The 21,060-nt window shown below is 65.8% G+C and carries 18 protein-coding genes; 13 read left to right on the plus strand and 5 right to left on the minus strand.

From position 1 onward, the window contains the following. Positions 1-67 precede the first annotated feature (67 nt). Entirely contained in the window at positions 68-640 is a 573-nt protein-coding gene (locus tag AC58NV_RS09735) for a PA14 domain-containing protein (protein WP_497226945.1), read from the plus strand. Positions 641-683: 43 nt separating this feature from the next. Here AC58NV_RS09735 and AC58NV_RS09740 read toward each other — a convergent pair whose 3' ends face one another. Continuing rightward, the gene (locus tag AC58NV_RS09740; protein WP_497226946.1) at positions 684-1,145 is read right to left on the minus strand and encodes an Lrp/AsnC family transcriptional regulator; all 462 of its coding nucleotides are present in this window, start codon (positions 1,143-1,145) and stop codon (positions 684-686) included. 104 nt (positions 1,146-1,249) lie between these two features. On the opposite strand from AC58NV_RS09740, the gene AC58NV_RS09745 reads away from it, so the two are divergent. The 5 genes from AC58NV_RS09745 to AC58NV_RS09765 all read left to right on the plus strand — a co-directional run bounded on the left by AC58NV_RS09745 (position 1,250) and on the right by AC58NV_RS09765 (position 7,428). Continuing rightward, on the plus strand, positions 1,250-2,674 hold the full coding sequence (locus AC58NV_RS09745; RefSeq protein WP_497226947.1) for an aminotransferase class V-fold PLP-dependent enzyme: 1,425 nt from the start codon (positions 1,250-1,252) through the stop codon (positions 2,672-2,674). Positions 2,675-2,845: 171 nt separating this feature from the next. Continuing rightward, positions 2,846-4,492: a peptidoglycan-binding protein gene (locus tag AC58NV_RS09750; RefSeq protein ID WP_497226948.1), complete on the plus strand. Its 1,647-nt coding sequence runs from the start codon at positions 2,846-2,848 to the stop codon at positions 4,490-4,492. A gap of 118 nt (positions 4,493-4,610) precedes the next feature. Next, a complete protein-coding gene (gene hisC, locus AC58NV_RS09755; RefSeq protein WP_497226949.1) occupies positions 4,611-5,696 on the plus strand; it encodes a histidinol-phosphate transaminase in 1,086 nt (361 codons plus the stop codon). Further along, positions 5,693-6,613 carry a prephenate/arogenate dehydrogenase family protein gene (locus AC58NV_RS09760; RefSeq protein ID WP_497226950.1) on the plus strand — a complete coding sequence of 307 codons (921 nt, stop codon included), beginning with the start codon at positions 5,693-5,695 and terminating at the stop codon, positions 6,611-6,613. The genes hisC and AC58NV_RS09760 overlap by 4 nt, the downstream gene beginning before the upstream one ends. Further along, entirely contained in the window at positions 6,610-7,428 is an 819-nt protein-coding gene (locus AC58NV_RS09765; RefSeq protein ID WP_497226951.1) for an extensin-like domain-containing protein, read from the plus strand. Before AC58NV_RS09760 ends, AC58NV_RS09765 begins: the two co-directional genes overlap by 4 nt. Before the next feature lie 197 nt (positions 7,429-7,625). On the opposite strand, the gene AC58NV_RS09770 is transcribed toward AC58NV_RS09765, so the two are convergent. Beyond that, positions 7,626-8,624 carry a DUF2125 domain-containing protein gene (locus AC58NV_RS09770; RefSeq protein WP_497226952.1) on the minus strand — a complete coding sequence of 333 codons (999 nt, stop codon included), beginning with the start codon at positions 8,622-8,624 and terminating at the stop codon, positions 7,626-7,628. A gap of 67 nt (positions 8,625-8,691) precedes the next feature. Between AC58NV_RS09770 and AC58NV_RS09775 the strand changes: the two genes are divergently transcribed. The 3 genes from AC58NV_RS09775 (at position 8,692) to AC58NV_RS09785 (ending at position 12,336) form a co-directional block, all read left to right on the plus strand. Next, a complete protein-coding gene (locus tag AC58NV_RS09775) occupies positions 8,692-9,222 on the plus strand; it encodes a gamma-glutamylcyclotransferase (protein WP_497226953.1) in 531 nt (176 codons plus the stop codon). A 78-nt stretch (positions 9,223-9,300) separates the two neighbouring features. After that, positions 9,301-10,491: a biopolymer transporter ExbB gene (locus AC58NV_RS09780; protein ID WP_497226954.1), complete on the plus strand. Its 1,191-nt coding sequence runs from the start codon at positions 9,301-9,303 to the stop codon at positions 10,489-10,491. Positions 10,492-10,494: 3 nt separating this feature from the next. Beyond that, the gene (locus tag AC58NV_RS09785; RefSeq protein WP_497226955.1) at positions 10,495-12,336 is read left to right on the plus strand and encodes a peptidoglycan -binding protein; all 1,842 of its coding nucleotides are present in this window, start codon (positions 10,495-10,497) and stop codon (positions 12,334-12,336) included. Between the two features lie 276 nt (positions 12,337-12,612). On the opposite strand, the gene AC58NV_RS09790 is transcribed toward AC58NV_RS09785, so the two are convergent. From AC58NV_RS09790 to gloB, 3 genes are all read right to left on the minus strand, one after another. After that, the gene (locus AC58NV_RS09790) at positions 12,613-13,602 is read right to left on the minus strand and encodes a M23 family metallopeptidase (protein WP_497226956.1); all 990 of its coding nucleotides are present in this window, start codon (positions 13,600-13,602) and stop codon (positions 12,613-12,615) included. Then, positions 13,602-15,926, minus strand: coding sequence for an ATP-dependent Clp protease ATP-binding subunit ClpA (clpA, locus tag AC58NV_RS09795; protein ID WP_366659211.1), 2,325 nt, complete (start codon positions 15,924-15,926; stop codon positions 13,602-13,604). The genes AC58NV_RS09790 and clpA overlap by 1 nt, the downstream gene beginning before the upstream one ends. A 176-nt stretch (positions 15,927-16,102) precedes the next feature. After that, positions 16,103-16,876: a hydroxyacylglutathione hydrolase gene (gene gloB, locus AC58NV_RS09800; protein WP_497226957.1), complete on the minus strand. Its 774-nt coding sequence runs from the start codon at positions 16,874-16,876 to the stop codon at positions 16,103-16,105. A gap of 55 nt (positions 16,877-16,931) precedes the next feature. Between gloB and AC58NV_RS09805 the strand changes: the two genes are divergently transcribed. From AC58NV_RS09805 to AC58NV_RS09820, 4 genes are all read left to right on the plus strand, one after another. Then, complete coding sequence (locus AC58NV_RS09805; RefSeq protein WP_497226958.1) at positions 16,932-17,678, plus strand: methyltransferase domain-containing protein; 747 nt, start codon at positions 16,932-16,934, stop codon at positions 17,676-17,678. 373 nt (positions 17,679-18,051) lie between these two features. Beyond that, on the plus strand, positions 18,052-18,612 hold the full coding sequence (locus AC58NV_RS09810) for a F0F1 ATP synthase subunit delta (protein WP_497226959.1): 561 nt from the start codon (positions 18,052-18,054) through the stop codon (positions 18,610-18,612). Then, the gene (gene atpA / locus AC58NV_RS09815) at positions 18,613-20,151 is read left to right on the plus strand and encodes a F0F1 ATP synthase subunit alpha (protein ID WP_366659204.1); all 1,539 of its coding nucleotides are present in this window, start codon (positions 18,613-18,615) and stop codon (positions 20,149-20,151) included. It abuts the gene before it with no gap. 15 nt (positions 20,152-20,166) lie between these two features. Beyond that, entirely contained in the window at positions 20,167-21,042 is an 876-nt protein-coding gene (locus AC58NV_RS09820) for a F0F1 ATP synthase subunit gamma (RefSeq protein ID WP_497226960.1), read from the plus strand. Positions 21,043-21,060: the final 18 nt, after the last annotated feature.

Consider the following 21,060-nt stretch of genomic DNA (forward strand, 5'->3'; position numbering starts at 1 on the left):
GTTCCAAAAGCTGTGGTCCGGCGGCGCCGTTGGTACTATCCTGATCCAAAACGACAGGGAGTGACCAATGAAGTTCTTGATGAAAGCAGCGGCAGCGGCCGCGTTCACGGTTCTGGCGGCAGCGGCGGGCGCCGCACCTCTGAAACTCACACCTGCAAACCCGCAGCCTTCCGGCGTCAAGCCCGGCCTGGCGGTGGTCTACGCCTATCCGCAGGACGTGAAGTCACTGGCCGAAGCCTCGTCTGCGCTGAAGATCAGCAGCGAGCGGGGCCGCCCGATTGCCGGCCTGGACAACCGCGATACCGAGGAGGGGCAGAACACCCTGACCGCCAAGCGGCCGATGCATGTGGCGGCGCGCATCACTGGGTATGTGAAGCTGGACACGCCCGGCGTTCACAACATCGACTTTCTGACCAACGACGGCCTGCTGGCCAAAATCGGCGGTCAGGTGGTTGGAGAATTCGATGGCCGCCAGTCCTGTGACAGCACCATCGTGACCCAGGTCGAGGTGCCTTCACCCGGCTGGTATCCCGTCGACATTCTCTATTTTCAGCGCCTCGGCACCGCCTGCCTGCACATGCGGATGGGACCGGACGGCAAACGCCCGAAATGGATGAAAAACAGCGCCTTCGGGCACTAACAGCCATGACCGCAGGGCAGGGGGCTGCCCTTTGCCTCTGCCCTCACAGTGGCAGCGGCCGCCCCTCCGCGATGGCCTCCATCGCGAAGTAGGAGGTCACGCTGTCCAGCTCCACGCCTGAAATCAGCCGCTGATAGACCTTGTCATAGCTGGCCATGTCCTCCGTCACCACTTTCAGCTGATAGTCGTAGTCGCCGCCGATGCGGTGGAAATCCACCACCTCGGGAATGGTCAGCACATGGCGGCGGAATTTCTGCAGCCAGTCCGCCGAGTGATGCCGGGTGCGCAGCAGCACGAACACCACCAGATCCAGCCCCAGCTGCTTGCGGTCCAGCCGTGCGGTGGAGCCCTTCAGCAGCCCGCTTTCGTTCAGCGCCTTCAGCCGCCGCCAGCAGGCATTCTGCGACAGCCCCACCTGATCGGCCAGTTCCCGCTGGGACAGGCTGGCGTCCTCTTGCAGGGCCCGCAGGATGGCGCGGTCAATATTATCTGAAGTTTTGCTCATTTTCCGATCATATGACACAAGTTTAGCGTAATCCACTCATTAATTGATTAAGTTTTTGCGCCAATTCCCGTTCACTATGCCTCAACATATTTCGGAGGCGCGACATGACCCTGGCAGCATTCAAACAGACAATCCGGCAAGCAGCGCAGGACGGCATCCTTGGCCGCAGCGTGATCGGCGACGGGGTGATGATCCCCGGCCTCGATGGCGAGGTGCCGCTGGTCTACGCCGATTACGTCGCCTCCGGCCGGGCGCTGCGCCAGGTGGAGGATTTCGTGGCAGGCCAGGTGCTGCCTTTCTATGCCAACTCCCACACCGAGGCGTCCTACTGCGGCATGCAGATGACCCGCCTGCGCCGCGAGGCGCGCAGCGAGATCGCCCGCATCACCGGCGCCACGGCGGAGGATGCGGTGATCTTCACCGGCTCGGGCGCCACCGCGGGCCTCAACCGGCTGGTCAGCCTGTTCGGCGTGAACGAGGCCGCCCGCCCGGTTGTCTTCATCGGCCCCTATGAGCACCACTCCAACATTCTGCCCTGGCGCGAGAGCAAGGCCGAGGTTGTCGAGATCCCCGAAGCGGAGGAGGGCGGACCGGATTTGGCGGTGCTGGAACTGGCCCTGAAACAGCACGCGGACAGCGATCTGAAGATCGGCAGCTTCTCCGCAGCCTCTAACGTGACCGGCATCGTCACCGATCCCGACCCCATCAGCCGCCTGCTGCGTGAATACGGCGCGCTGTCGGTCTGGGATTACGCCGGCGGCGGCCCTTACCTGCCGGTCGACATGGGCGGCAATGGCGCGGCGCGCAAGGACGCTGTTGTGGTCTCGCCGCATAAATTCCCGGGCGGCCCCGGCGCCTCCGGCGTGCTGATCGTCAATCAATCAGCTGTGCGCCGCCGCTGCCCGTCCTGGCCCGGCGGCGGCACCGTCAGCTTTGTCTCCCCCTGGCGGCATGAATACAGCCGCGACCTGGCCGCCCGCGAGGAGGCCGGCACCCCCAACGTGACCGGCGACATCCGCGCCGCACTGGCGTTCCTGGTCAAGGAGGCCGTGGGCCAGGAACAGATCGAAGCCCGCGAGGCGAAGTTCGCGCAGATGGCCTGGGAGGGCTGGTCCGCCAACCCGCGGCTGCGCATCCTCGGCCACCGCACGGCGCACCGGCTGCCGATCTTCTCCTTCCTGGTCTCCGACGGCGCGGGCAACCCGGTGCACCAGCAGCTTTTCACCCGCATGCTGAGCGACGTTTACGGCATCCAGGCCCGCGGCGGCTGCGCCTGCGCAGGCCCTTACGCGCACCGTCTGCTGGGCATCAGCCAGCCGGAATCGGAAACTCTGTTTGCCGACCTGCAGGCCGGTGAAGAGATGAAGAAGCCGGGCTGGGTGCGGCTCAACTTCTCCTATCTGATGGAGGAGGAAACCGCGCAATACATCATCAATTGCGTCAATGAGCTGTCGATGAAGGCGGGGGAGATCGCAGCCCGGTACAATGCCGATCCTGCGACCGCGCGGTTCAAGGCTCAGGCGGCCTGACCCCAGTCTGAACGGGTGCTTTCCCGCTTCGGGGAAGCACCTCACATGCAAGTGACATGTAGGTAGCGGCCCCCTGTATTTAAAGGGGGAAAGTCTATTCCAAATCCCCCGCGACCGCAGGGGGGCGCCGTGGCAGGCTTGAACCAGTAGTTAATTGGTTGGAGCAAAGTCATGGCTCTCAAGCTGTCCGCCCCCGTCGGCGACAAGAAACGGATTACCAAGCCGGACCCGAAAACCGGCGAAAGCAAATTTAAACCGGTCAAGAACACCCCCGCAGATGTCGAACTCGTCCGCCTGATGCTCAAGGCGAACGGCTATCCCGTCGAGATCAGCACCAAATGCGATGCCGGGCTGATCAAGACGATCCGGGATTTCCAGAAGAAGAAACTGGGTTTCCGCAAGCCCGACGGCATTGTCGATCCCGGCATGCGGACCTGGAACGCGGGCCTGCCCAAACTGGCCGCCCAGGTGTCGGCCGACGCCAAGATCGAACGGGTCGAGGTTGTCGAGAACGGCAAGACCAAGCTGATCACCGTGGCCGAGTTCGAAGCCGGGCAGGAGGAGCTGCGCCGCAAGCTGCTGGCCAAGGCGGAGATGATGTACGGCCAGGCGGAATCCTGGGTCGATTTCTGCAACGAGGTGGAAAACACCCGCCAGGGCAACGAGACCTTTCTGAATGCGCTGACCGAATTTGCCGTCAGCATGGTCAACGACAAGACCGATCCGCCCTGGACTGCGATCCTGAACGCGCGCTCCGAGGCGAGCCTGATGAAGACCCTGACCAGCAAGAAAAAGCCGGATTGGAAAAAGGTCTACAAGCAGGACGTCAAGGCGACCAAGGCCTATAACAAGGGTGGCAAGGCCTTCAAGAAATTCATCGACCAGCGCATCAGCACCGCAGGCGCCATCATCTGGAAGCTGGAGGTGGTGCGCGAGGTCTCCTTTGCCGTGGTCGAAACCTATATGACCGCCCGCCTGATCGCGACCAAGGGCATGTCGCCCGCCAAGGCGCACGCCATCGCCGCCGCCAGCACCGAGGCGCTGAAATCCAGCGCCGGCCAGCTGGGCGAGCATCTGGCCGGCAACAAGGTCACCTGGGACGGCGCCGCCAAGAAAGTCTTCATCGACAGCTTCATTGCGGGCCTTGCCGGGGCCGCGGGCGGCAAGCTGACGGCCAAGCTCTCTGCCGGCCTCGCCGATGACCTGGCCAAAGCCGCGGCCTCCAGGCTGTCGCGCGAGATGCCCAAGAAGGCGGTCAAGGTCTTCTTCGAGAAGTTCCTGAAATCCAAGGCCGGCGAGGCTATGGTGACAGAGGCGCTGAAGGAAACCATCGGCCTCGCCAAGCCCTTGATCGAAAAGGGCCGCCCGCCCAACACCAAGGAAATCAAGGAAAGCATCGCCAAGATCCTGACCGCGGGCATCATGTCCGCAGGCGCCGGCAAGGCGCTGGAGAAATTCTCCTCCGGCTTCACCTCCGGTGCCGAGAAGTTCCTCAAGTCCAAACTGGCGCCGGCCGCCATGGAAGGCGCGGTCAAGAAGGACCTGATCGCCAAATACGGCACCAAGGCCACCGAGGATTTCATCAAGCTGCACGGCGACGCCATCTATGGCGAGATCGCCAAGCAGATCTCCGGCAAATCGCTCAGCAAATATGCAGGCGAAGTGCTGAACAGCTCGGACGGCTCGCAATCGGCTGCGACCATGCAAAAGCAGGCCAATGAAGCGATGCGAAAGGATATGGAGCTGCGCAAGAAGATCCAGAAGATCATCATGGCCGAGGCCAAGCGCAAAATGCCCAAGACTGCAGCCGCGCATTAACGCGGTGCGGCCGGGGCAGGCTGCCGACGGGGGCGGCGGCGTGGGGGAAGCGTCATCTTGGTGCTTCCCCGCCAGCGATTGGGCCGTTATGACGGGTTGGAATTAAGGAGCCCGTATTATGACCCAACTCACACCGCAGCCCGGTATCATGGACATCGCTCTGTACCAGGGCGGGGCTGCCCATGTGAAAGGGGTGAGCAATGTTGTGAAGCTCTCCTCGAACGAGAACCCCTTTGGCCCCAGCCCGCGCGCCGTCCAGGCGATGCAGGACGCGGCGGCCAATATGCACCGCTATCCCAGCTCGGACCACGGCGCACTGCGGCAGGCGATCGGCGAGGTGCACGGGCTGGATCCGGAGCAGATCATCTGCGGCGCCGGCAGCGACGAGATCATCGCCTTCCTGTGCCAGGCCTATGCCGGCCCGGGCGACGAAGTTCTCTATACAGAGCACGGCTTTGCCATGTACCGCATCAGCGCGCTGGCCGCCGGCGCCACCCCGGTGGAGGTGAAGGAGCGCGAGCGGGTCACCGACGTGGACGCGCTGCTGGCGGGTTGCACCGCCAGGACCAAGCTGGTCTTCATCGCCAACCCCAACAACCCCACCGGCACCATGATCAGCGAGGCGGAGGTTGCCCGCCTGGCCGATGGCCTGCCCGATGGCGCGCTCTTGGTGCTGGACGGTGCCTATGCGGAATATGTCGAGGGCTTTGATGCAGGCGCCGCGCTGATCGCCGCCCGCAGCAACGTCTTCATGACCCGTACTTTCTCCAAGATCTACGGCTTGGGCGGCGCCCGGATCGGCTGGGGTTACGGCCCCAGGGAGATCATCAACGTGCTGAACCGGGTGCGCGGGCCGTTCAACGTCTCCAGCACCGCGCTGGCGGGCGCCGAGGCGTCGGTGCGCGATACGGGCTATGTCGATCACTGCCGCGCGGAAAACGCCAAATGGCGCGCCTGGCTCGCCAATGCGCTGGCCGAACTCGGGGTGCCGTCGGACGTGTCCAGCACCAACTTCATCCTGGCCCGCTTTTCCAGCCAGGCTGAAGCAGAAGCTTGCGACCTGCACCTGCAGGCCCAGGGCCTGATCGTGCGCCGGGTGGCGGGTTACAACCTGCCCACAGCGCTGCGCATCACCATCGGCGACGAGGACTCCTGCCGCCGGGTGGCCGCAGCGGTGCAGGCATTCAAAGAGGGCCAGGCATGAGCGGGCAAGTGTATGGCCGCGTCGCGCTGATCGGCCTGGGCCTGATTGCATCCTCGATGTTCTGGGCGATGAAACGGGCAGGGCTGGCAGGTGAGGTCACCGGCTATGCCCGCAGCGCGGAAACCCGCGAAACCGCCCGCCGCATCGGCCTTTGCGACCGCATCTGCGACAGCGCGCGGGAGGCGGTGCATGACGCCGACCTAGTGGTGCTCTGCGTCCCCGTCGGCGCCATGGGCCCGGTAATGGAAGACATCGCGCCGGTGCTGAAACCCGGCGCCACGGTTTCCGACGTGGGCTCGGTCAAGCGCCATGTGATCGAGGCGGTGCAGCCGCATATCCCCGACGGCGTGCATTTCGTGCCCGCCCACCCGCTGGCGGGCACCGAGCATTCCGGCCCTGAATCCGGCTTTGCCGAGCTGTTCGACAACCGCTGGTCTCTGCTGGTCCCGGTCGAAGGCACCGACCCGGAGGCCACCGCCCGCCTGCGCGCTCTGTGGGAGGGGATGGGCGCCAACGTCGATGAGATGGACGCCGACCACCACGACCTGGTGCTGGCCGTCACCTCGCACACACCGCACCTGATTGCCTACACGATGGTGGGGGTCGCCGACGACCTGCGCCGGGTGACCGACAGCGAGGTGATCAAGTATTCGGCCGCCGGTTTCCGCGACTTCACCCGCATCGCCGCCTCGGATCCCACCATGTGGCGCGATGTGTTCCTGACCAACAAGGACGCCACGCTGGAAATCCTCGGCCGTTTCACGGAGGAGCTGTTTGCCCTGCAGCGCGCCATCCGCACCGGCGACGGCGCGCATTTGCACGACTACTTCACCCGCACCCGCGCCATCCGCCGCGGCATCATCGAAGCGGGCCAGGACACCGACGCCCCGGACTTCGGCCGGGGGCAGAAGAAGTGATCCGCGCAGGCGTGCTGATGCTGGCAGCCGTGTCTGGCAGCGCCGCCCTGGCGGCAACGCCGGACGGCTCGCTGGAGCCGCCCGTCCGCCCTGCGGCGGCAGCAGGCTTTGAGGCCGCCTTGGCACCGGTGCCCGGCATGCGCCCGGAATCCCGCCCGCAATCGGAGCAGCGCTTGGCGGCCGCTGCCCGGCCCGCGGACCTGCCGCTGCTGGCGCCGGGCGCGTCCTTGCTGCCCTCCGCACGCCCGGACAGCCTGGCAGAGCAGGTGCTGTTCAAGCGCCGCCAGCGCCGCAAGGGCTCGGTCTGCGGCGACATCGATATCCAGGGCGATGACGTGGGCCAAATCTCCGGCACGCTGCCCGGCTGCGGCGCCAAGGACGCGGTGCGAGTGCGCGAGATTGCCGGGGTGCGGCTCAGCCAGGCCTCGCTGATGACCTGCAACACCGCCCGCGCGCTGAAGACCTGGATCAACCGCGAGGTCGAAACCGCCTTCGGGCGCCGCGACAAGGTGGTGTCCCTGCGGGTCGCTGCCCATTATGCCTGCCGCACCCGCAACAACCGCCCCGGCGCCAAGATCTCCGAGCACGGCAAGGCGCGGGCCATCGACATCTCCGGCTTTACGCTCGCCAGCGGCGAGACCGTGTCCGTGCTGCACGGCTGGCAGAACCGCAAGATCCGCAAGAAGCTGAAAAAAATCTGGCGCGCCGCCTGCGGCCCCTTCGGCACCGTGCTGGGACCTGAAGCCGACCGCTATCACAAGGACCACTTCCACCTGGACGTGGCGCGCCACCGCGGCGGCACCTATTGCCGCTGACGGCGGGCTCCCGCGCCTGAAGGTGCCCCCAAGGGGCACATTGCAGTCTTGGGCCGGGCGCGCTGCGCGCGAAGAAAGATTGCTGAGAAGCGCTTCGGCGCAGGTCTGCCCTGAAGCGCGTTTGCAAGTGTATTAGGAAGTGCCTGTAAAGGGAAAACGGCGCGCGCTGCGCGGCCCTTGACAGGCGGGCGTTGCCTTCAGCGGATGATCAGCCGCGGCGCATGGCCCAGCGGCAGCGGGCCCAGCGTCACGTATCCGTCGGCGAACCCCAGCGTGATGTCCAGATTGCGCGGGTTGCCGCGCGCTTCTGCCAGCAGGCCCAACACCCGCTCCACCGAACTGCGTAAGGAGGGGGGCAATGCGCCGCTGCGTTCGGCCATCAGCACCAGCCCGCGCCAGTTCTCCGCCTGCAGGGCGATCTCACCCTCCGGCAGCCCCTGGTCATCGACCGTCAGCGCGCCGGTGGCCTTGAGCCGCAGATCGCCCCAGCCGGCGTCGGCCAGTTTAAGATCGATCCGGCGCGGCTGCGGCCGCCTCTGCTCCAGCGCGGACCGGTCCCAGGGGGCGTCAAAATCCACCGACATTTCCAGCTTCAGCGTGTCGAACCGTTCCGGCAGCGGCGCACTGGCCGCGAGCAGCCTGCGCCAGGCGGCGCGCGGGGCAAACTCCCTGGCTTCGGCGGCAATGCGGTAGGTTTCGGGAGCGCCGGCTTGCACCATGCGCAGATCCAGCGCCGCGCCGCTCAGCACCGTTTCGCCGCCGCGAGCAATCTGCCAGCCGTCCGCCACGGCAGCCATCTGCTCCAGCTCCAGCGCAACCCCCGGCTTCAGGTGCAGGCTGGCCTGCAGGCCGTCAGCGGTGATCACCGCGGTCCGGTCGAAATACGAGAGCCGCTGCGCCGTCGCCGGGAAGTGCAGTTCCAGCTGCCCGGGCCAGGCGGCAGGGCTCGACAGCTCCAGCCAGTCCGCCCGCCAGGCGGTACCGGTGCGGGGATCGGCGAGGGCAGGGCGGCTGATCCGGGTCTGGTGCCGCAACGGATAGCCTTGCGTCTCGAGCCCGGCATACTCCGCCTGCCAGCCCCGACTTTCCTGCGCCTCGAACCAGGCGGCGATGCCGTTCTTCAGCCCCCAGGCCGCGGCCGCCCAGTAGAGGCTCCACACCAAGAGGGCGGCAATCAGCAGTTTTGCCAGGCGCATCGGATAGCCTCTTTTGTCCGGATCAGGATTGCTGTTTATAGGGAGGGCACGGAAAGGGCCAGACAACATGACCATGTGGGTATTCGGATACGGATCGCTTCTTTGGAACCCGGGCTTCCCGGTGGCGCGGCGCGAGGTGGCGGTGCTGCACGGCTATGCGCGCTCCTTCTGCATGTCGTCGATCCATCACCGCGGCAGCGAGGAAAAACCCGGCCTGGTGCTGGCGCTGGACGCCGTCCGGGACGCCCATTGCAAGGGGATCGCCCTGGCGGTCGAAAGCGGCCACGAGGAGCAGACCCTGGCGGAGCTGCGCGAGCGCGAGCTGATCTCCTCTGCCTATCTGGAGCGCGACCTGGCGGTGGAGCTGGGTGATGGTTCCTCAGTCACCGCCGTCACCTATGTGATCGACCCGCACCATGTGCAGTATTGCGGCGGCCTCAGCCTCGAGGAACAGGCCCAGATCATCGCCCATGCGATAGGCGGACGCGGCCCCAATACCGAATACCTCTACAACACCGCCGAACATCTGGCCGAGATCGGCCTGCACGACAGCGATCTCGACTGGCTGGCAGGCCGGGTGCGGGAAATCACCGCATAAAGCCTTGGCGCTTCTGACACTTTGCTTATAGGCTGCGAACGCAATACGAGCAGTCAAAAGTGTCAGGAGCCAAGCAATATGGCGCAGCCAGACCGCAAGACCCGGCCGCAGTTCTCCCAGCCGGTGCGGCAGATCATCATGATGCTGATCGCGCTGGGGCTCTCGGGCTTTGGCGCCTTTGTGGCGCTGCCGCGGGTGCTGCCGGTGTTTGAGGCCAACCCCTGGCTCAACGGCTTTATCGTCCTGGTGTTCGTGATCGGCGTGCTGGCCTGTTTCTGGCAGGTGGTGCAGCTCATTGGCTCGGTGCGCTGGATCGAGCGTTTTGCCGGCGGCGACAATCAGGAGCACCGCCGCCCGCCCTCGATGCTGGCGCCGCTGGCCTCGCTGCTGGGGTCGCGCAGCGCGCGGATGCGGCTGGGCTCGGCCTCGACCCGCTCGATCCTGGATTCGGTTGCCAGCCGCATCGACGAAGACCGCGAGATCACCCGCTACATTGTCAACCTGCTGATCTTCCTGGGCCTTCTGGGCACCTTCTACGGCCTGGCCACCACCGTTCCCGCCGTTGTCGACACCATCCGCAGCCTGGCGCCGCAGGAGGGCGAAGAGGGGCTTTCGGTCTTCAACCGGCTGATGACGGGGCTCGAGGCCCAGCTGGGCGGTATGGGCGTTGCCTTCGCCTCCTCGCTGCTGGGTCTTGCGGGCTCGCTGATCGTGGGCCTCTTGGAGCTGTTCGCGGGCCACGGCCAGAACCGGTTCTACCGCGAGCTGGAGGAATGGCTGTCCACCATCACCCGGGTCAGCTTCTCCTCCGGCGAGGACGGTGCCGGCGACAGCGGCGTGGTCTCCCAGGTGCTCGACAACATGGCTGAGCAGATGGATGCGCTGCAGGCGATGTTTGCCGAAACCTCCGAGGGCCGCGCGGCAGTGGACCGGAAGCTGGGAGACCTGGTCGAGACCATCCAGGAAATGAACCGCCGCCAGGAGCAGACCGGCACCATCACCGCGGCACTGGACCGGGTCGCGGTCGGGCAGGAGGCGCTGACCGAGATCTTGCGCAGCCAAAGCGAGCAGGGCGGCATTGACGCCGAAAGCCGGATGCGGCTGCGCTCGATCGACGTGCAGATGCTGCGCATCCTCGAGGAAATTTCGGCCGGCCGCCAGGAAAGCCTGGCCGAGCTGCGCAAGGACATCGACCTGATGATCAAGGCCTTTGCGCGCCCGCGCGGACTGTCCCGCGGCGGTCTGCCGGACCGGGGCGCGGGGGAGTAACCGATGGCCCTATCCCGGCGCACAGGACAGCGGTTCCAGGCCTCGATCTGGCCCGGGTTCGTCGATGCGATGACCGGGCTTCTGCTGGTGCTGATGTTTGTGCTGACCATCTTCATGGTGGTGCAATTCGTGCTGCGCGAAACCATCACCGGACAGGAAAGCCAGCTGGATGAGCTGTCGGCCGAAGTCAGCGCGCTGGCCTCTGCCCTGGGGCTGGAGGAGCGCGAGAACCGGCGCCTGAACGCCCGGATGGGGGCGCTGACCTCGACCCTCAACACGGCCGAACAGGATCTGGCGCAGGCCCGCAGCCTGATCACCTCGCTGACCGCAGAACGCGACCGCCAGGCCGGAGAACTGGCCGAGGCCGCCAGCCGCATCACCAGTTTCGAGGCCCAGGTGGCGGCCCTGATCGCCAGCCGTGACGCCGCCCGGGCGCGGGTTGCGGACCTGAGCGCCGAACGCGAAAGCCTGGAAGCCGCCCGCGCTGCGCTCCTGAATGAGCAGGAGGCGCTGAACCTGGCGCTGGCCCAGGCCCGCGGCGAGATCGACGCCCAGGCCGAAGCGGCGCGGCTGGCGGCGGCAGAGCGCGAGGCGATGGAAGCGCTGATCGCCAGCCTTGAGGCGGAGGAGGCTGCCAAGTCCGAAGAAATCGCCGGGCTTCAGGAGCAGCTGAGCGCCGAAGAGGCCGCCCGGATGGTGGAGGCCGCCGCCGCCGAAGCCCTGCGCGAAAAACTGCAGTCGGCGGATGCGGAACTCACCGCCATGACCCTGGCGCTGGAGGCGCAGCGGCAGCAGGCGGAGGACACCCTGACCCTGCTGGCCGCCGCAGAGGCCGCAAAGCGGCAGCTGGATGCGCAGCTCACGGAACTGGAGGCAGCCCGCGCCGGGTCGGATGCAGAGGCCGGGCGGCTGGCGGCGGAGCTGGCGGAGGCCAAGGCCGCGCTGGCCGCGGCGGAGACCCAGGCAGAGGATCTGGAGGTGCTGCGCCAGCGCCTGCTGGCCGCCGTGGCCGCGCAGGAAGCAGCTGAAACCACAGCCACGGAACGGCTGACCCAGGCCGAAGAACGCGCGGCGCTGCTGGCGCAGGCGCGGGACGCCCTGTCGCAGGAGCAGGCAGTGTCAGAGGAAGCCCGCCGCGAGACCGCGCTGCTCAATCAGCAGGTCGCGGCCCTGCGCGAGCAGCTGGGGGGCTTGCAGGCGATTCTGGACGACTACCAGGCCCGCGACGCGGCGCAGCAGGTGCAGCTTCAAAACCTCGGCCAGGACCTGAACGCGGCCCTTGCCCGCGCTGCCTCGGAAGAGCGCAAGCGGCGGCTCTTGGAAGAGCAGGAGCGCAAGCGGCTGGAAGCCGAGGCTGAGGCACTCACTGCCAAGGCGCAGGACCTGGAGCGCTACCGCTCCGAGTTCTTCGGGCGGCTGCGCGATCTCCTCGGCACCCAGGAGGGCGTGCGCATCCAGGGCGACCGCTTTGTCTTTGCCTCCGAGGTGCTGTTCCCGCCGGGCAGCGCCACCCTGTCGCCGGAAGGCCGGGTGGAGATCGCCAAGGTGGTGTCGATCCTGCAAAGCGTGGTGACGGCGATCCCGCCGGAAATCAACTGGATCATCCGGGTGGACGGGCACACCGACAACACGCCGCTGGGGGTGCATCCGAAATTCGCCGACAACTGGGAGCTCAGCCAGGGCCGGGCGCTGTCGGTGGTGCGCTACATGGTCGAGGCGCTGGGGGTGCCGCCGTCGCGGCTGGCCGCCAACGGGTTCGGGGAATACCAGCCGGTGAACCCGGCGGACACGCCGGAGGCCCGTGCCCAGAACCGGCGGATCGAGCTGAAATTCACCGAGAAGTGAGCCGGCCGTACGGCAGGCTGCGGCGGCACCGTTGAGCGGGAGATGACCCCTGCCACGGCCCGCGGGGTGCAACCCGCTTCACTAAAGGAGACAAGCTACTAGTTACACACGGGTTGCTGCCCCACCGGGCAGTAGGGCTGCCATATAACCTATTGCGATTTACGGGGTTATCAAATCTGAAGCGGCTGCCAGGGCCGGCACGGCTTGCGGGCAGGCGCCTCCCGCCCGGCGCCAGGCAGCCCTTAGGGGCCGCCGCCCCGGCGGCTGCGCGGGATGTCACTGAGAGGCCGCGTCCGCCGCGGGCGGGATCACCATGGCGCGGGAGAATCTGCCCACTTCGGCGCCGTCGCGCAGCAGCCGGGCGGTGCCGGTATAGCTGCCCGCAGGCCATTGCCCGCCGCGCAGGCGGCGGCCCGCGGCGCGGAACAGCTGCGCCTGGGTCCGTTCGAGGGTTTCGCCGTGCGAGACCAGCTCGCCGCCGGGCCCTGTCACGCTCAGCTCCAGCCTGTCGCCGGCCTGGCTGCCATAGGCATAGGCCCAGAACACCAGCGCCGGCGCGTCCGCAGCCAGCGGCGCCTCGCCGGCGGTGCCGGCCTGAATCGCGTCGAATCCGGGGATGGCAGAGGCAAAACCGGCCCCGATCAGCCCGCCCGGCCGGTAGGGCAGCGGCTCAGCCCAAAGCGTCCGCGCCGGCGGGCTGCCGCAGCTGCCCAGCCTGTCCGGGGCAAAGGGATCCACCACTTCGCCGTCCTTGCGCACCGACAGGTGCAGATGCGGGAACTGGGTCCTGCCGGAGAGGCCGACCTCTCCCAGCACATCGCCGGCCCTGACCTTCTGGCCGCTTTCCACCCGGACCGAGCCGCGCTTCATGTGGCAGTACTGGGTCTCCCAGCCGCTGCCGTGGCTCAGCACCACGCCGTTGCCGCATTCCTTGCCGTCGATGGCGGCTTCGTTCTGAGCGGTGGCATACTGGTCCGGCATCGAATTGCGGGTGCCGCGGACGACCCCGTCCGCCGCCGCGCGCACGGCGACGCCCGCCTGCATGTCGGTCAGGTAGGGCAGGGCAAAATCGGTGCCCTTGTGGCCGTCATAGCTGAGCGTGCCGCAGGTGAAATCCGTGGCGCCGCTGCCGGGATCATGGTCGGTGAACTGCTGGATGCGGCAGTCCTCGCCCAGGGTGCAGTCCAGCGGGAACTGCAAAACGAAATCGCCCGCCGCGGCAGGCGCGGCGAGCGAGAAAGATGTCAGCAGGGCTGCGAGGCGCATCAGTCCGCGGTCAGCAGCGGCGGCTTGTCCCCGGAAATCCGCGGGCTTCCCGGCCCTTCCAGGCGCAGGTCCAGCTTGCCGTCCTTGATGCCGACCTTGACCACGCCGCCCTTGGTCAGCTTGCCGAACAGCAGCTCCTCCGCCAGCGGCTTCTTGATGTGCTCCTGAATGACACGGCCCAAGGGGCGCGCGCCCATGCGGTCGTCGTAGCCCTTGTCAGCCAGCCATTCGGCCGCCTTGCGCGTGAGCTCGATCGAGACATTGCGGTCCATCAGCTGCGCTTCCAGCTGGAGGACGAACTTCTCGACCACCTGCAGGATCACCTCCTTGCCCAGCGGCGCGAAGGAGATCACCGCATCCAGGCGGTTGCGGAACTCCGGCGTGAAGGTGCGCTCGATGGCGGCGGTGTCCTCGCCCTCGCGGCGGTCGCGGCCGAAACCGATGGCGGCCTTTGCCTGTTCCGACGCACCGGCGTTGGAGGTCATGATCAGGATCACGTTGCGGAAGTTCACGGTGCGGCCGTTGTGGTCGGTCAGCTGGCCGTTGTCCATCACCTGCAAGAGGATGTTGTAGACATCCGGATGCGCCTTCTCGATCTCATCCAGCAGCAGCACGCAGTGCGGGTGCTGGTCGACACCGTCGGTCAGCAGGCCGCCCTGGTCAAAGCCGACATAGCCCGGAGGCGCGCCGATCAGGCGGGAGACCGCGTGTTTCTCCATGTATTCCGACATGTCGAAGCGCAGCAGCTCGACCCCCAGCTGGTCCGCCAGCTGCTTGGCCACCTCGGTCTTGCCGACGCCGGTGGGGCCTGCAAACAGGTAGTTGCCGATCGGCTTTTCCGGCTCGCGCAGGCCGGCCCGGGCCAGCTTGATGGCGCTCGACAGCGCGGTGATCGCATCGTCCTGGCCGAACACCACGCGCTTCAGCGAGTTCTCCAGGTCCTTCAGCACCTCGGCATCGTCCTTGGAGACGTTCTTGGGCGGGATGCGGGCGATCTTCGCCACAACAGCCTCGATCTCCTTGACGCCGATGGTCTTGCGGCGCTTGCTTTCGATGATCAGGTGCTGCGCGGCGCCGGCCTCGTCGATGACGTCGATGGCCTTGTCCGGCAGCTTGCGGTCGTTGATGTAACGCGCCGACAGCTCCACCGCGGTCTTGATCGCATCCGAGGTGAACTTGATGCCGTGATGCTCCTCGAAATAGGGTTTCAGCCCCTTCAGGATCTCGATGGAATCTTCCACCGTCGGCTCGTTCACATCGATCTTCTGGAACCGGCGGCTCAGCGCCCGGTCCTTCTCGAAATGCTGGCGGAACTCCTTGTAGGTGGTGGAGCCCATGGTGCGCAGCTTGCCGCCCTGCAGCGCAGGTTTCAGCAGGTTCGACGCATCCATGGCGCCGCCGGAAGTGGCGCCGGCACCGATCACGGTGTGGATCTCGTCGATGAACAGCACCGCATCCGGGTGGTCCTCCAGCTCGGAGACCACGGCCTTCAGCCGCTCCTCGAAATCGCCGCGGTAGCGGGTGCCCGCCAGCAGCGCGCCCATGTCGAGCGAGTAGATGGTGGTTTCCGACAGGATTTCCGGGGTTTCGCCGGAAACGATGCGGCGCGCCAGCCCTTCGGCGATGGCGGTCTTGCCGACACCGGGGTCGCCCACCAGCAGCGGGTTGTTCTTGCGGCGGCGGCACAGCACCTGGATGCAGCGCTCGACCTCGTGGTCGCGGCCGATCAGCGGGTCGATGTCGCCGTCGCGGGATTTCGCATTCAGATCGACGCAGTACTTGGCCAGCGCCGACTCCTTCTTCTCGCCCTCGGGGGCGGCAGTCAGGTTGTCCTCTTCCTGCTCGGTGGCGCCGGTGACCGGGCGGGATTCCCCGTAGGCCGGGTCCTTGGCCACGCCGTGGGCGATGAAGTTCACCGCGTCATAGCGGGTCATCTCCTGGTCCTGCAGGAAATAGGCGGCGTCGCTCTCGCGCTCGGCAAAGATGGCGACCAGCACATTCGCCCCCGTTACCTCTGTGCGGCCGGAGCTTTGCACGTGGATCGCGGCGCGCTGGATAACGCGCTGGAAGGCTGCGGTCGGCACCGCCTCCGATCCGTCGATGTCGGTCACAAGGTTGGCAAGATCCTCATCCACGAATTCCACCAGGGAGGATCGCAATTCGGTCAGGTCGACGCTGCAGGCGCGCATCACGCGGGCCGCGTCGGGCTCGTCGATCAGGGCCAGAAGCAGATGTTCCAGGGTTGCGAATTCATGACGGCGTTCATTCGCCAGCGCCAGCGCTGCGTGAATGGCCTGTTCCAGGGTGCTCGAGAATGAAGGCACGGGCGTGCTCCTCTGATCTTGGGTTGGCCGGTGGGGCGGTATTAACCAACCCCTCAGTTCAACCATGTGCTTATATGGTTAGAGTTTGGTTGATAGAGCGCCGGCTTCAAGGTCTTTTCTTCATTTTGGGGTCACAATTATTTTCTCCCTGTTGCGCCCCGATGCCCTTGATTTGCTCAGAAATTGTCTTTCCGCTTGCGGATTTCGGAAAAAACCTCTGCATCTTCAGCGCTTTGCATGCCTAGATGGGCTCTCACAGCGCTGTCAGCCGCGCGCAGGAACGGATTGGTGTCAAGTTCCAATTGCAGTTCGGACGGCACCGTCGCGACGCCGTTTTCCCGGGCCCTTGCGATATCGCTCACCCGCGCCTGCAACGCCGGGTTGCCGGGGTCCACGGTGACCGCAAAAGCACCGTTAGCCTGGGTGTATTCATGCCCAGAGTAAACCATAGTTTGCGGCGGCAGCGCGGCAAGACGCGACAGGCTGGCCCACATCTGCTGCGGCGTGCCCTCGAACAGCCGCCCGCATCCCAGCGCCATCAGGCTGTCGGCGGTGAAAACCGCCTCCGCTCCGGGGATGTGAAAGGCAATATGGCCCACCGTGTGGCCGGAGACATCCATCACCTGCACCTCTTCACCCAGCAGGGGGAAGCTGCCGCCGTCCTCCACCGCCATGTCCAGCGGCGGCAGCCGGTGCGCATCCCCCTGCGCGCCGATCACCTTGGCGCCATAAGCCTCGCGCAGCTCCGCCACCCCGTCCACATGGTCCCAGTGGTGGTGGGTCAGCAGGATCCAGTCCAGCCCCCAGCCGCGGTCCGACAGCGCCGCCTTGACGGCGCCGGCCTCGGGCGCATCCACCAGCGCGGTTTCACCGGAGGCCGGATTGTGGATCAAAAAGGCATAGTTATCCGACAGGCAGGGCAGGGTGACGATCTCAAGAGGCATGGTCATTCGCCTTTACATTGCTAAACTGCGCCCAGATTGGCCGAAGCAGCAGGCGCCCGCAATGCATCTTGATGTTCAGGATCTCAGGAACTTCTACTACCGCAGCACCCTGGGGCGTGCGGCGCAGGCGTCGGTCCGCGGCCGCCTGCTGGAATTGTGGCCGGAAGCCGCGGGGCTGACGGTGGCGGGCTTCGGCTTTGCCGCGCCGCTGCTGCGCCCCTACCTGCCGGAGGCGCGCCGGGTGATGGCGCTGATGCCGGGGCCGCAGGGGGTGATGCAATGGCCTGCGGGGATGCCCAACGTCTCGGTCCTGTGCGAGGAGACCAGCTGGCCCATCGACACCGGCCGCGCCGACCGGCTGGTGGTGATGCACGGGCTGGAAACCTCGGAACGGCCCAGCAAGCTCCTGGGGGAATGCTGGCGGGCGCTGGGGCCGGGGGGGCGCGCGATTTTCATTGTGCCGAACCGGGCCGGGCTCTGGGCGCGCTCCGATCTGACGCCCTTCGGCTTCGGGCGCCCCTACACGCTGCGCCAGCTGGAGGGCCAGCTGCGCGAGCATCAGTTCGCCATCGAGCAGCACACCGCCGCGCTCTACCGGCTGCCCAGCCACAAGCGCTTCTGGCTGAAATCCGGCGCCATGCTGGAAAAGATGGGCCGCAAGCTGCCCGCAATGCTGGCCGGCGGCGTGTTCATGGTCGAGGTCAGCAAGCAGACCTACCCGCAGAAGGGCCACATGACCCGCGCCAAGGCGCCGAACCGCATCCGGGTGCTGGAGGGGCTCTCCAACCCGATGCCGGAACCGGCCTGAACCAAGCAGCGCGCACGGCGCCGGATTTCGATTCCCGAAATCCGCCGGAACGGCCCGTTCGGGTGGTTTTCCACCCTTGTGTGACGATTTTTGACGCAAATGCCGCTTTCCGGAATCGCAAAATCCTGCAGTTCACCCGCACTTTTTTATTTATCGACTGTGGTCAAAGGGCCGCACTTGACGCAAGCCTTTGAAAACGCAGGAAACATGCTTTCTTCTGTTACCGTTATAGGCAGTTGATAGGTCGCATCCGCTCTGCTAGACCCACGCTGATTTCAACGCCCCGCTGCCAATGGGGGATGACTCACGCCCCCGGACGCCTCCTGACGCCAGGTACGCCAACCGGGGCCAAAAACATATCGGAAGGGTGGACGTGTCCGAACCAGCTTCGATTTCTGCAGGCATTGCTGCGCGCTATGCCACGGCGGTGTTCGACATCGCGGAAGAGAACAAGGCGCTCGACAGCCTTGAAACCAGCATCAATGACCTGGCAGCCGCGCTGGCTGACAGCGAAGACCTGAACGGCCTGATAAATTCGCCGCTCGTGTCGCGCGAAGAGCAGGGCACCGCAATCACCGCGGTGGCAGACAAGATGGGCCTGGACCCCGTGCTGCGCAACACTCTGGCCCTGATGGCCGACAAGCGCCGCCTGTTCGTGGTGCCCGCGCTGATCAGCGCGCTGCGCGACCGCCTGGCCGAAGCCCGCGGCGAAGTGACCGCCGAGGTGGTCTCCGCCAAGGCGCTGACCAAGACCCAGAGCGAAAAGCTGGCCAAGACCCTGGCCGAGCGCGTGGGCAAGAAAGTTACCATCAATGCTTCCGTCGATGCCTCCATCATCGGCGGTCTTGTCGTTAAAGTGGGCTCGAAGATGATCGACAGCTCGATCCGCTCCAAGCTCAACTCCCTACAGAATGCAATGAAAGAGGTCGGATAAATGGGTATCCAAGCAGCAGAGATTTCTGCGATCCTGAAAGACCAGATCAAGAATTTTGGTCAAGAAGCCGAAGTGGCAGAAATCGGCCGCGTGCTGTCCGTCGGTGACGGTATTGCCCGCGTTTACGGCCTCGACAACGTCCAGGCCGGCGAGATGGTCGAATTCCCGGGCGGCATCATGGGCATGGCGCTGAACCTCGAAGCCGACAACGTCGGTATCGTGATCTTCGGCTCCGACCGCGACATTAAAGAAGGCGACACCGTCAAGCGCACCAACTCCATCGTGGACGTGCCGGCCGGCCCCGAGCTGCTGGGCCGCGTTGTCGACGGTCTGGGCAACCCGCTGGACGGCAAGGGCCCGATCAACGCTGCGCAGCGTCAGGTTGCTGACGTCAAGGCGCCGGGCATCATCCCGCGTAAATCGGTGCACGAGCCGATGGCAACCGGCCTGAAATCGGTTGACGCGATGATCCCGATCGGCCGCGGCCAGCGCGAGCTGATCATCGGCGACCGTCAGACCGGCAAGACCGCCGTGGCTCTGGACACCATCCTGAACCAGAAGGTCTACAACGACGCCGCAGGCGACGACGAGTCCAAGAAACTGTACTGCGTCTACGTCGCTGTCGGCCAGAAGCGCTCGACCGTGGCCCAGCTGGTGAAGAAGCTGGAAGAGTCCGGCGCCATGGAATACTCGATCGTGGTTGCCGCAACCGCGTCCGACCCGGCACCGCTGCAGTTCCTGGCCCCCTATGCCGCAACCGCGATGGCCGAATACTTCCGTGACAACGGCAAGCACGCGCTGATCATCTATGATGACCTCTCCAAGCAGGCCGTGGCCTACCGCCAGATGTCCCTGCTGCTGCGCCGTCCGCCGGGACGTGAAGCCTACCCGGGCGACGTTTTCTACCTGCACTCCCGCCTGCTGGAGCGTTCGGCAAAGCTGAACGAGGACTTCGGCGCCGGCTCGCTGACCGCTCTGCCGGTCATCGAAACCCAGGGCGGCGATGTGTCCGCGTTTATTCCGACCAACGTGATCTCGATCACCGACGGCCAGATCTTCCTGGAAACCGAACTGTTCTACCAGGGCATCCGCCCCGCCGTGAACACCGGTCTGTCGGTTTCGCGTGTGGGCTCCTCGGCCCAGACCAACGCGATGAAGACCGTTGCAGGCCCGGTTAAGCTGTCGCTGGCTCAGTACCGCGAGATGGCGGCCTTCGCCCAGTTCGGCTCCGACCTCGACGCCGCCACCCAGCAGCTGCTGGCCCGGGGCGCCCGTCTGACCGAGCTGATGAAGCAGCCGCAGTACTCGCCGCTGACCAACGCCGAAATCGTCTGCGTCATCTTCGCCGGCACCAACGGCTACCTCGACAAGGTGGACCTGAAGGACGTTGGCCGCTGGGAAGCGGGCCTGATCGCCCACATGCGCGGCAAAGGCAAGGAAACCCTGGACTGGATCACCAACGAAGATCCCAAGATCAAGGGCGACGCCGCTGACAAACTCAAGGCTGCGATCGACGAATACGCCGCAACCTTCGCATAAGGAGAGAGTCGGGACATGCCTTCTCTCAAGGACCTTAAAAACAGGATCGAGTCGGTCAAATCGACCCGCAAGATCACCAAAGCCATGCAAATGGTGGCCGCGGCGAAACTTCGCCGCGCCCAGGAAGCTGCCGAGGATTCCCGGCCCTACACCAAGCGGTTCAACGCCGTGATGGCAGGGCTGGCGGCCTCGGTCGGCGGCAGCGACTCCGCGCCCAAGCTGCTCCGCGGCACCGGCTCGGACCAGGTTCACCTCCTGGTGGTCATGACCGCCGAACGCGGCCTCTGCGGCGGCTTCAACTCGAACATTGCCAAGCTCGCCCGCCAGAAGGCGGCCGAGCTGAAGGCCGCGGGCAAGACGGTCAAGGTTCTGACCGTCGGCAAGAAGGGCCGCGACGCCCTGAAGCGCGACCTCGGCAGTGATTTCGTCGGCCATGTGGACCTCAGCGAAGTCAAGCGCATCGGCTATGCCAATGCGCAGGCGATCGCCAAGGACATCCTGACCCGGTTCGATGCTGGTGAATTCGACGTCGCCACGATCTTCTACTCGGAGTTCGTCAACGTCGTGACCCAGATCCCGACCGCGCAGCAGATCATCCCGGCCTCCTTCGAGGCTGAGGAGGGCGAAAGCTCTGGCGCCGTCTACGACTACGAACCGGGCGAAGAGCGGATCCTCGCGGACCTGCTGCCGCGCGGCGTGGCGACCCAGATCTTCTCGGGCCTGCTGGAAAACGGCGCATCCGAACAGGGTGCCCGGATGAGCGCGATGGACAACGCGACCCGCAACGCGGGCGAGATGATCGACAAGCTGACCATCGAGTTCAACCGTTCCCGTCAGGCCGTGATCACCAACGAGCTGATTGAAATCATTTCGGGCGCTGAGGCGCTCTAAGAGACAACCGGAGACCAA

The organism is Leisingera sp. ANG49, from assembly GCF_059694505.1.

Excerpts from the sequence above, each read along its gene's own strand:
- AC58NV_RS09735 (WP_497226945.1), top strand. The coding sequence starts at position 68 with ATGAAGTTCTTGATGAAAGCAGCGGCAGCGGCCGCGTTCACGGTTCTG.
- AC58NV_RS09740 (WP_497226946.1), bottom strand. The coding sequence starts at position 1,145 with ATGAGCAAAACTTCAGATAATATTGACCGCGCCATCCTGCGGGCCCTG.
- AC58NV_RS09745 (WP_497226947.1), top strand. The coding sequence starts at position 1,250 with ATGACCCTGGCAGCATTCAAACAGACAATCCGGCAAGCAGCGCAGGAC.
- AC58NV_RS09750 (WP_497226948.1), top strand. The coding sequence starts at position 2,846 with ATGGCTCTCAAGCTGTCCGCCCCCGTCGGCGACAAGAAACGGATTACC.
- hisC (WP_497226949.1), top strand. The coding sequence starts at position 4,611 with ATGACCCAACTCACACCGCAGCCCGGTATCATGGACATCGCTCTGTAC.
- AC58NV_RS09760 (WP_497226950.1), top strand. The coding sequence starts at position 5,693 with ATGAGCGGGCAAGTGTATGGCCGCGTCGCGCTGATCGGCCTGGGCCTG.
- AC58NV_RS09770 (WP_497226952.1), bottom strand. The coding sequence starts at position 8,624 with ATGCGCCTGGCAAAACTGCTGATTGCCGCCCTCTTGGTGTGGAGCCTC.
- AC58NV_RS09775 (WP_497226953.1), top strand. The coding sequence starts at position 8,692 with ATGACCATGTGGGTATTCGGATACGGATCGCTTCTTTGGAACCCGGGC.
- AC58NV_RS09780 (WP_497226954.1), top strand. The coding sequence starts at position 9,301 with ATGGCGCAGCCAGACCGCAAGACCCGGCCGCAGTTCTCCCAGCCGGTG.
- AC58NV_RS09785 (WP_497226955.1), top strand. The coding sequence starts at position 10,495 with ATGGCCCTATCCCGGCGCACAGGACAGCGGTTCCAGGCCTCGATCTGG.
- AC58NV_RS09790 (WP_497226956.1), bottom strand. The coding sequence starts at position 13,602 with ATGCGCCTCGCAGCCCTGCTGACATCTTTCTCGCTCGCCGCGCCTGCC.
- gloB (WP_497226957.1), bottom strand. The coding sequence starts at position 16,876 with ATGACCATGCCTCTTGAGATCGTCACCCTGCCCTGCCTGTCGGATAAC.
- AC58NV_RS09805 (WP_497226958.1), top strand. The coding sequence starts at position 16,932 with ATGCATCTTGATGTTCAGGATCTCAGGAACTTCTACTACCGCAGCACC.
- atpA (WP_366659204.1), top strand. The coding sequence starts at position 18,613 with ATGGGTATCCAAGCAGCAGAGATTTCTGCGATCCTGAAAGACCAGATC.
- AC58NV_RS09820 (WP_497226960.1), top strand. The coding sequence starts at position 20,167 with ATGCCTTCTCTCAAGGACCTTAAAAACAGGATCGAGTCGGTCAAATCG.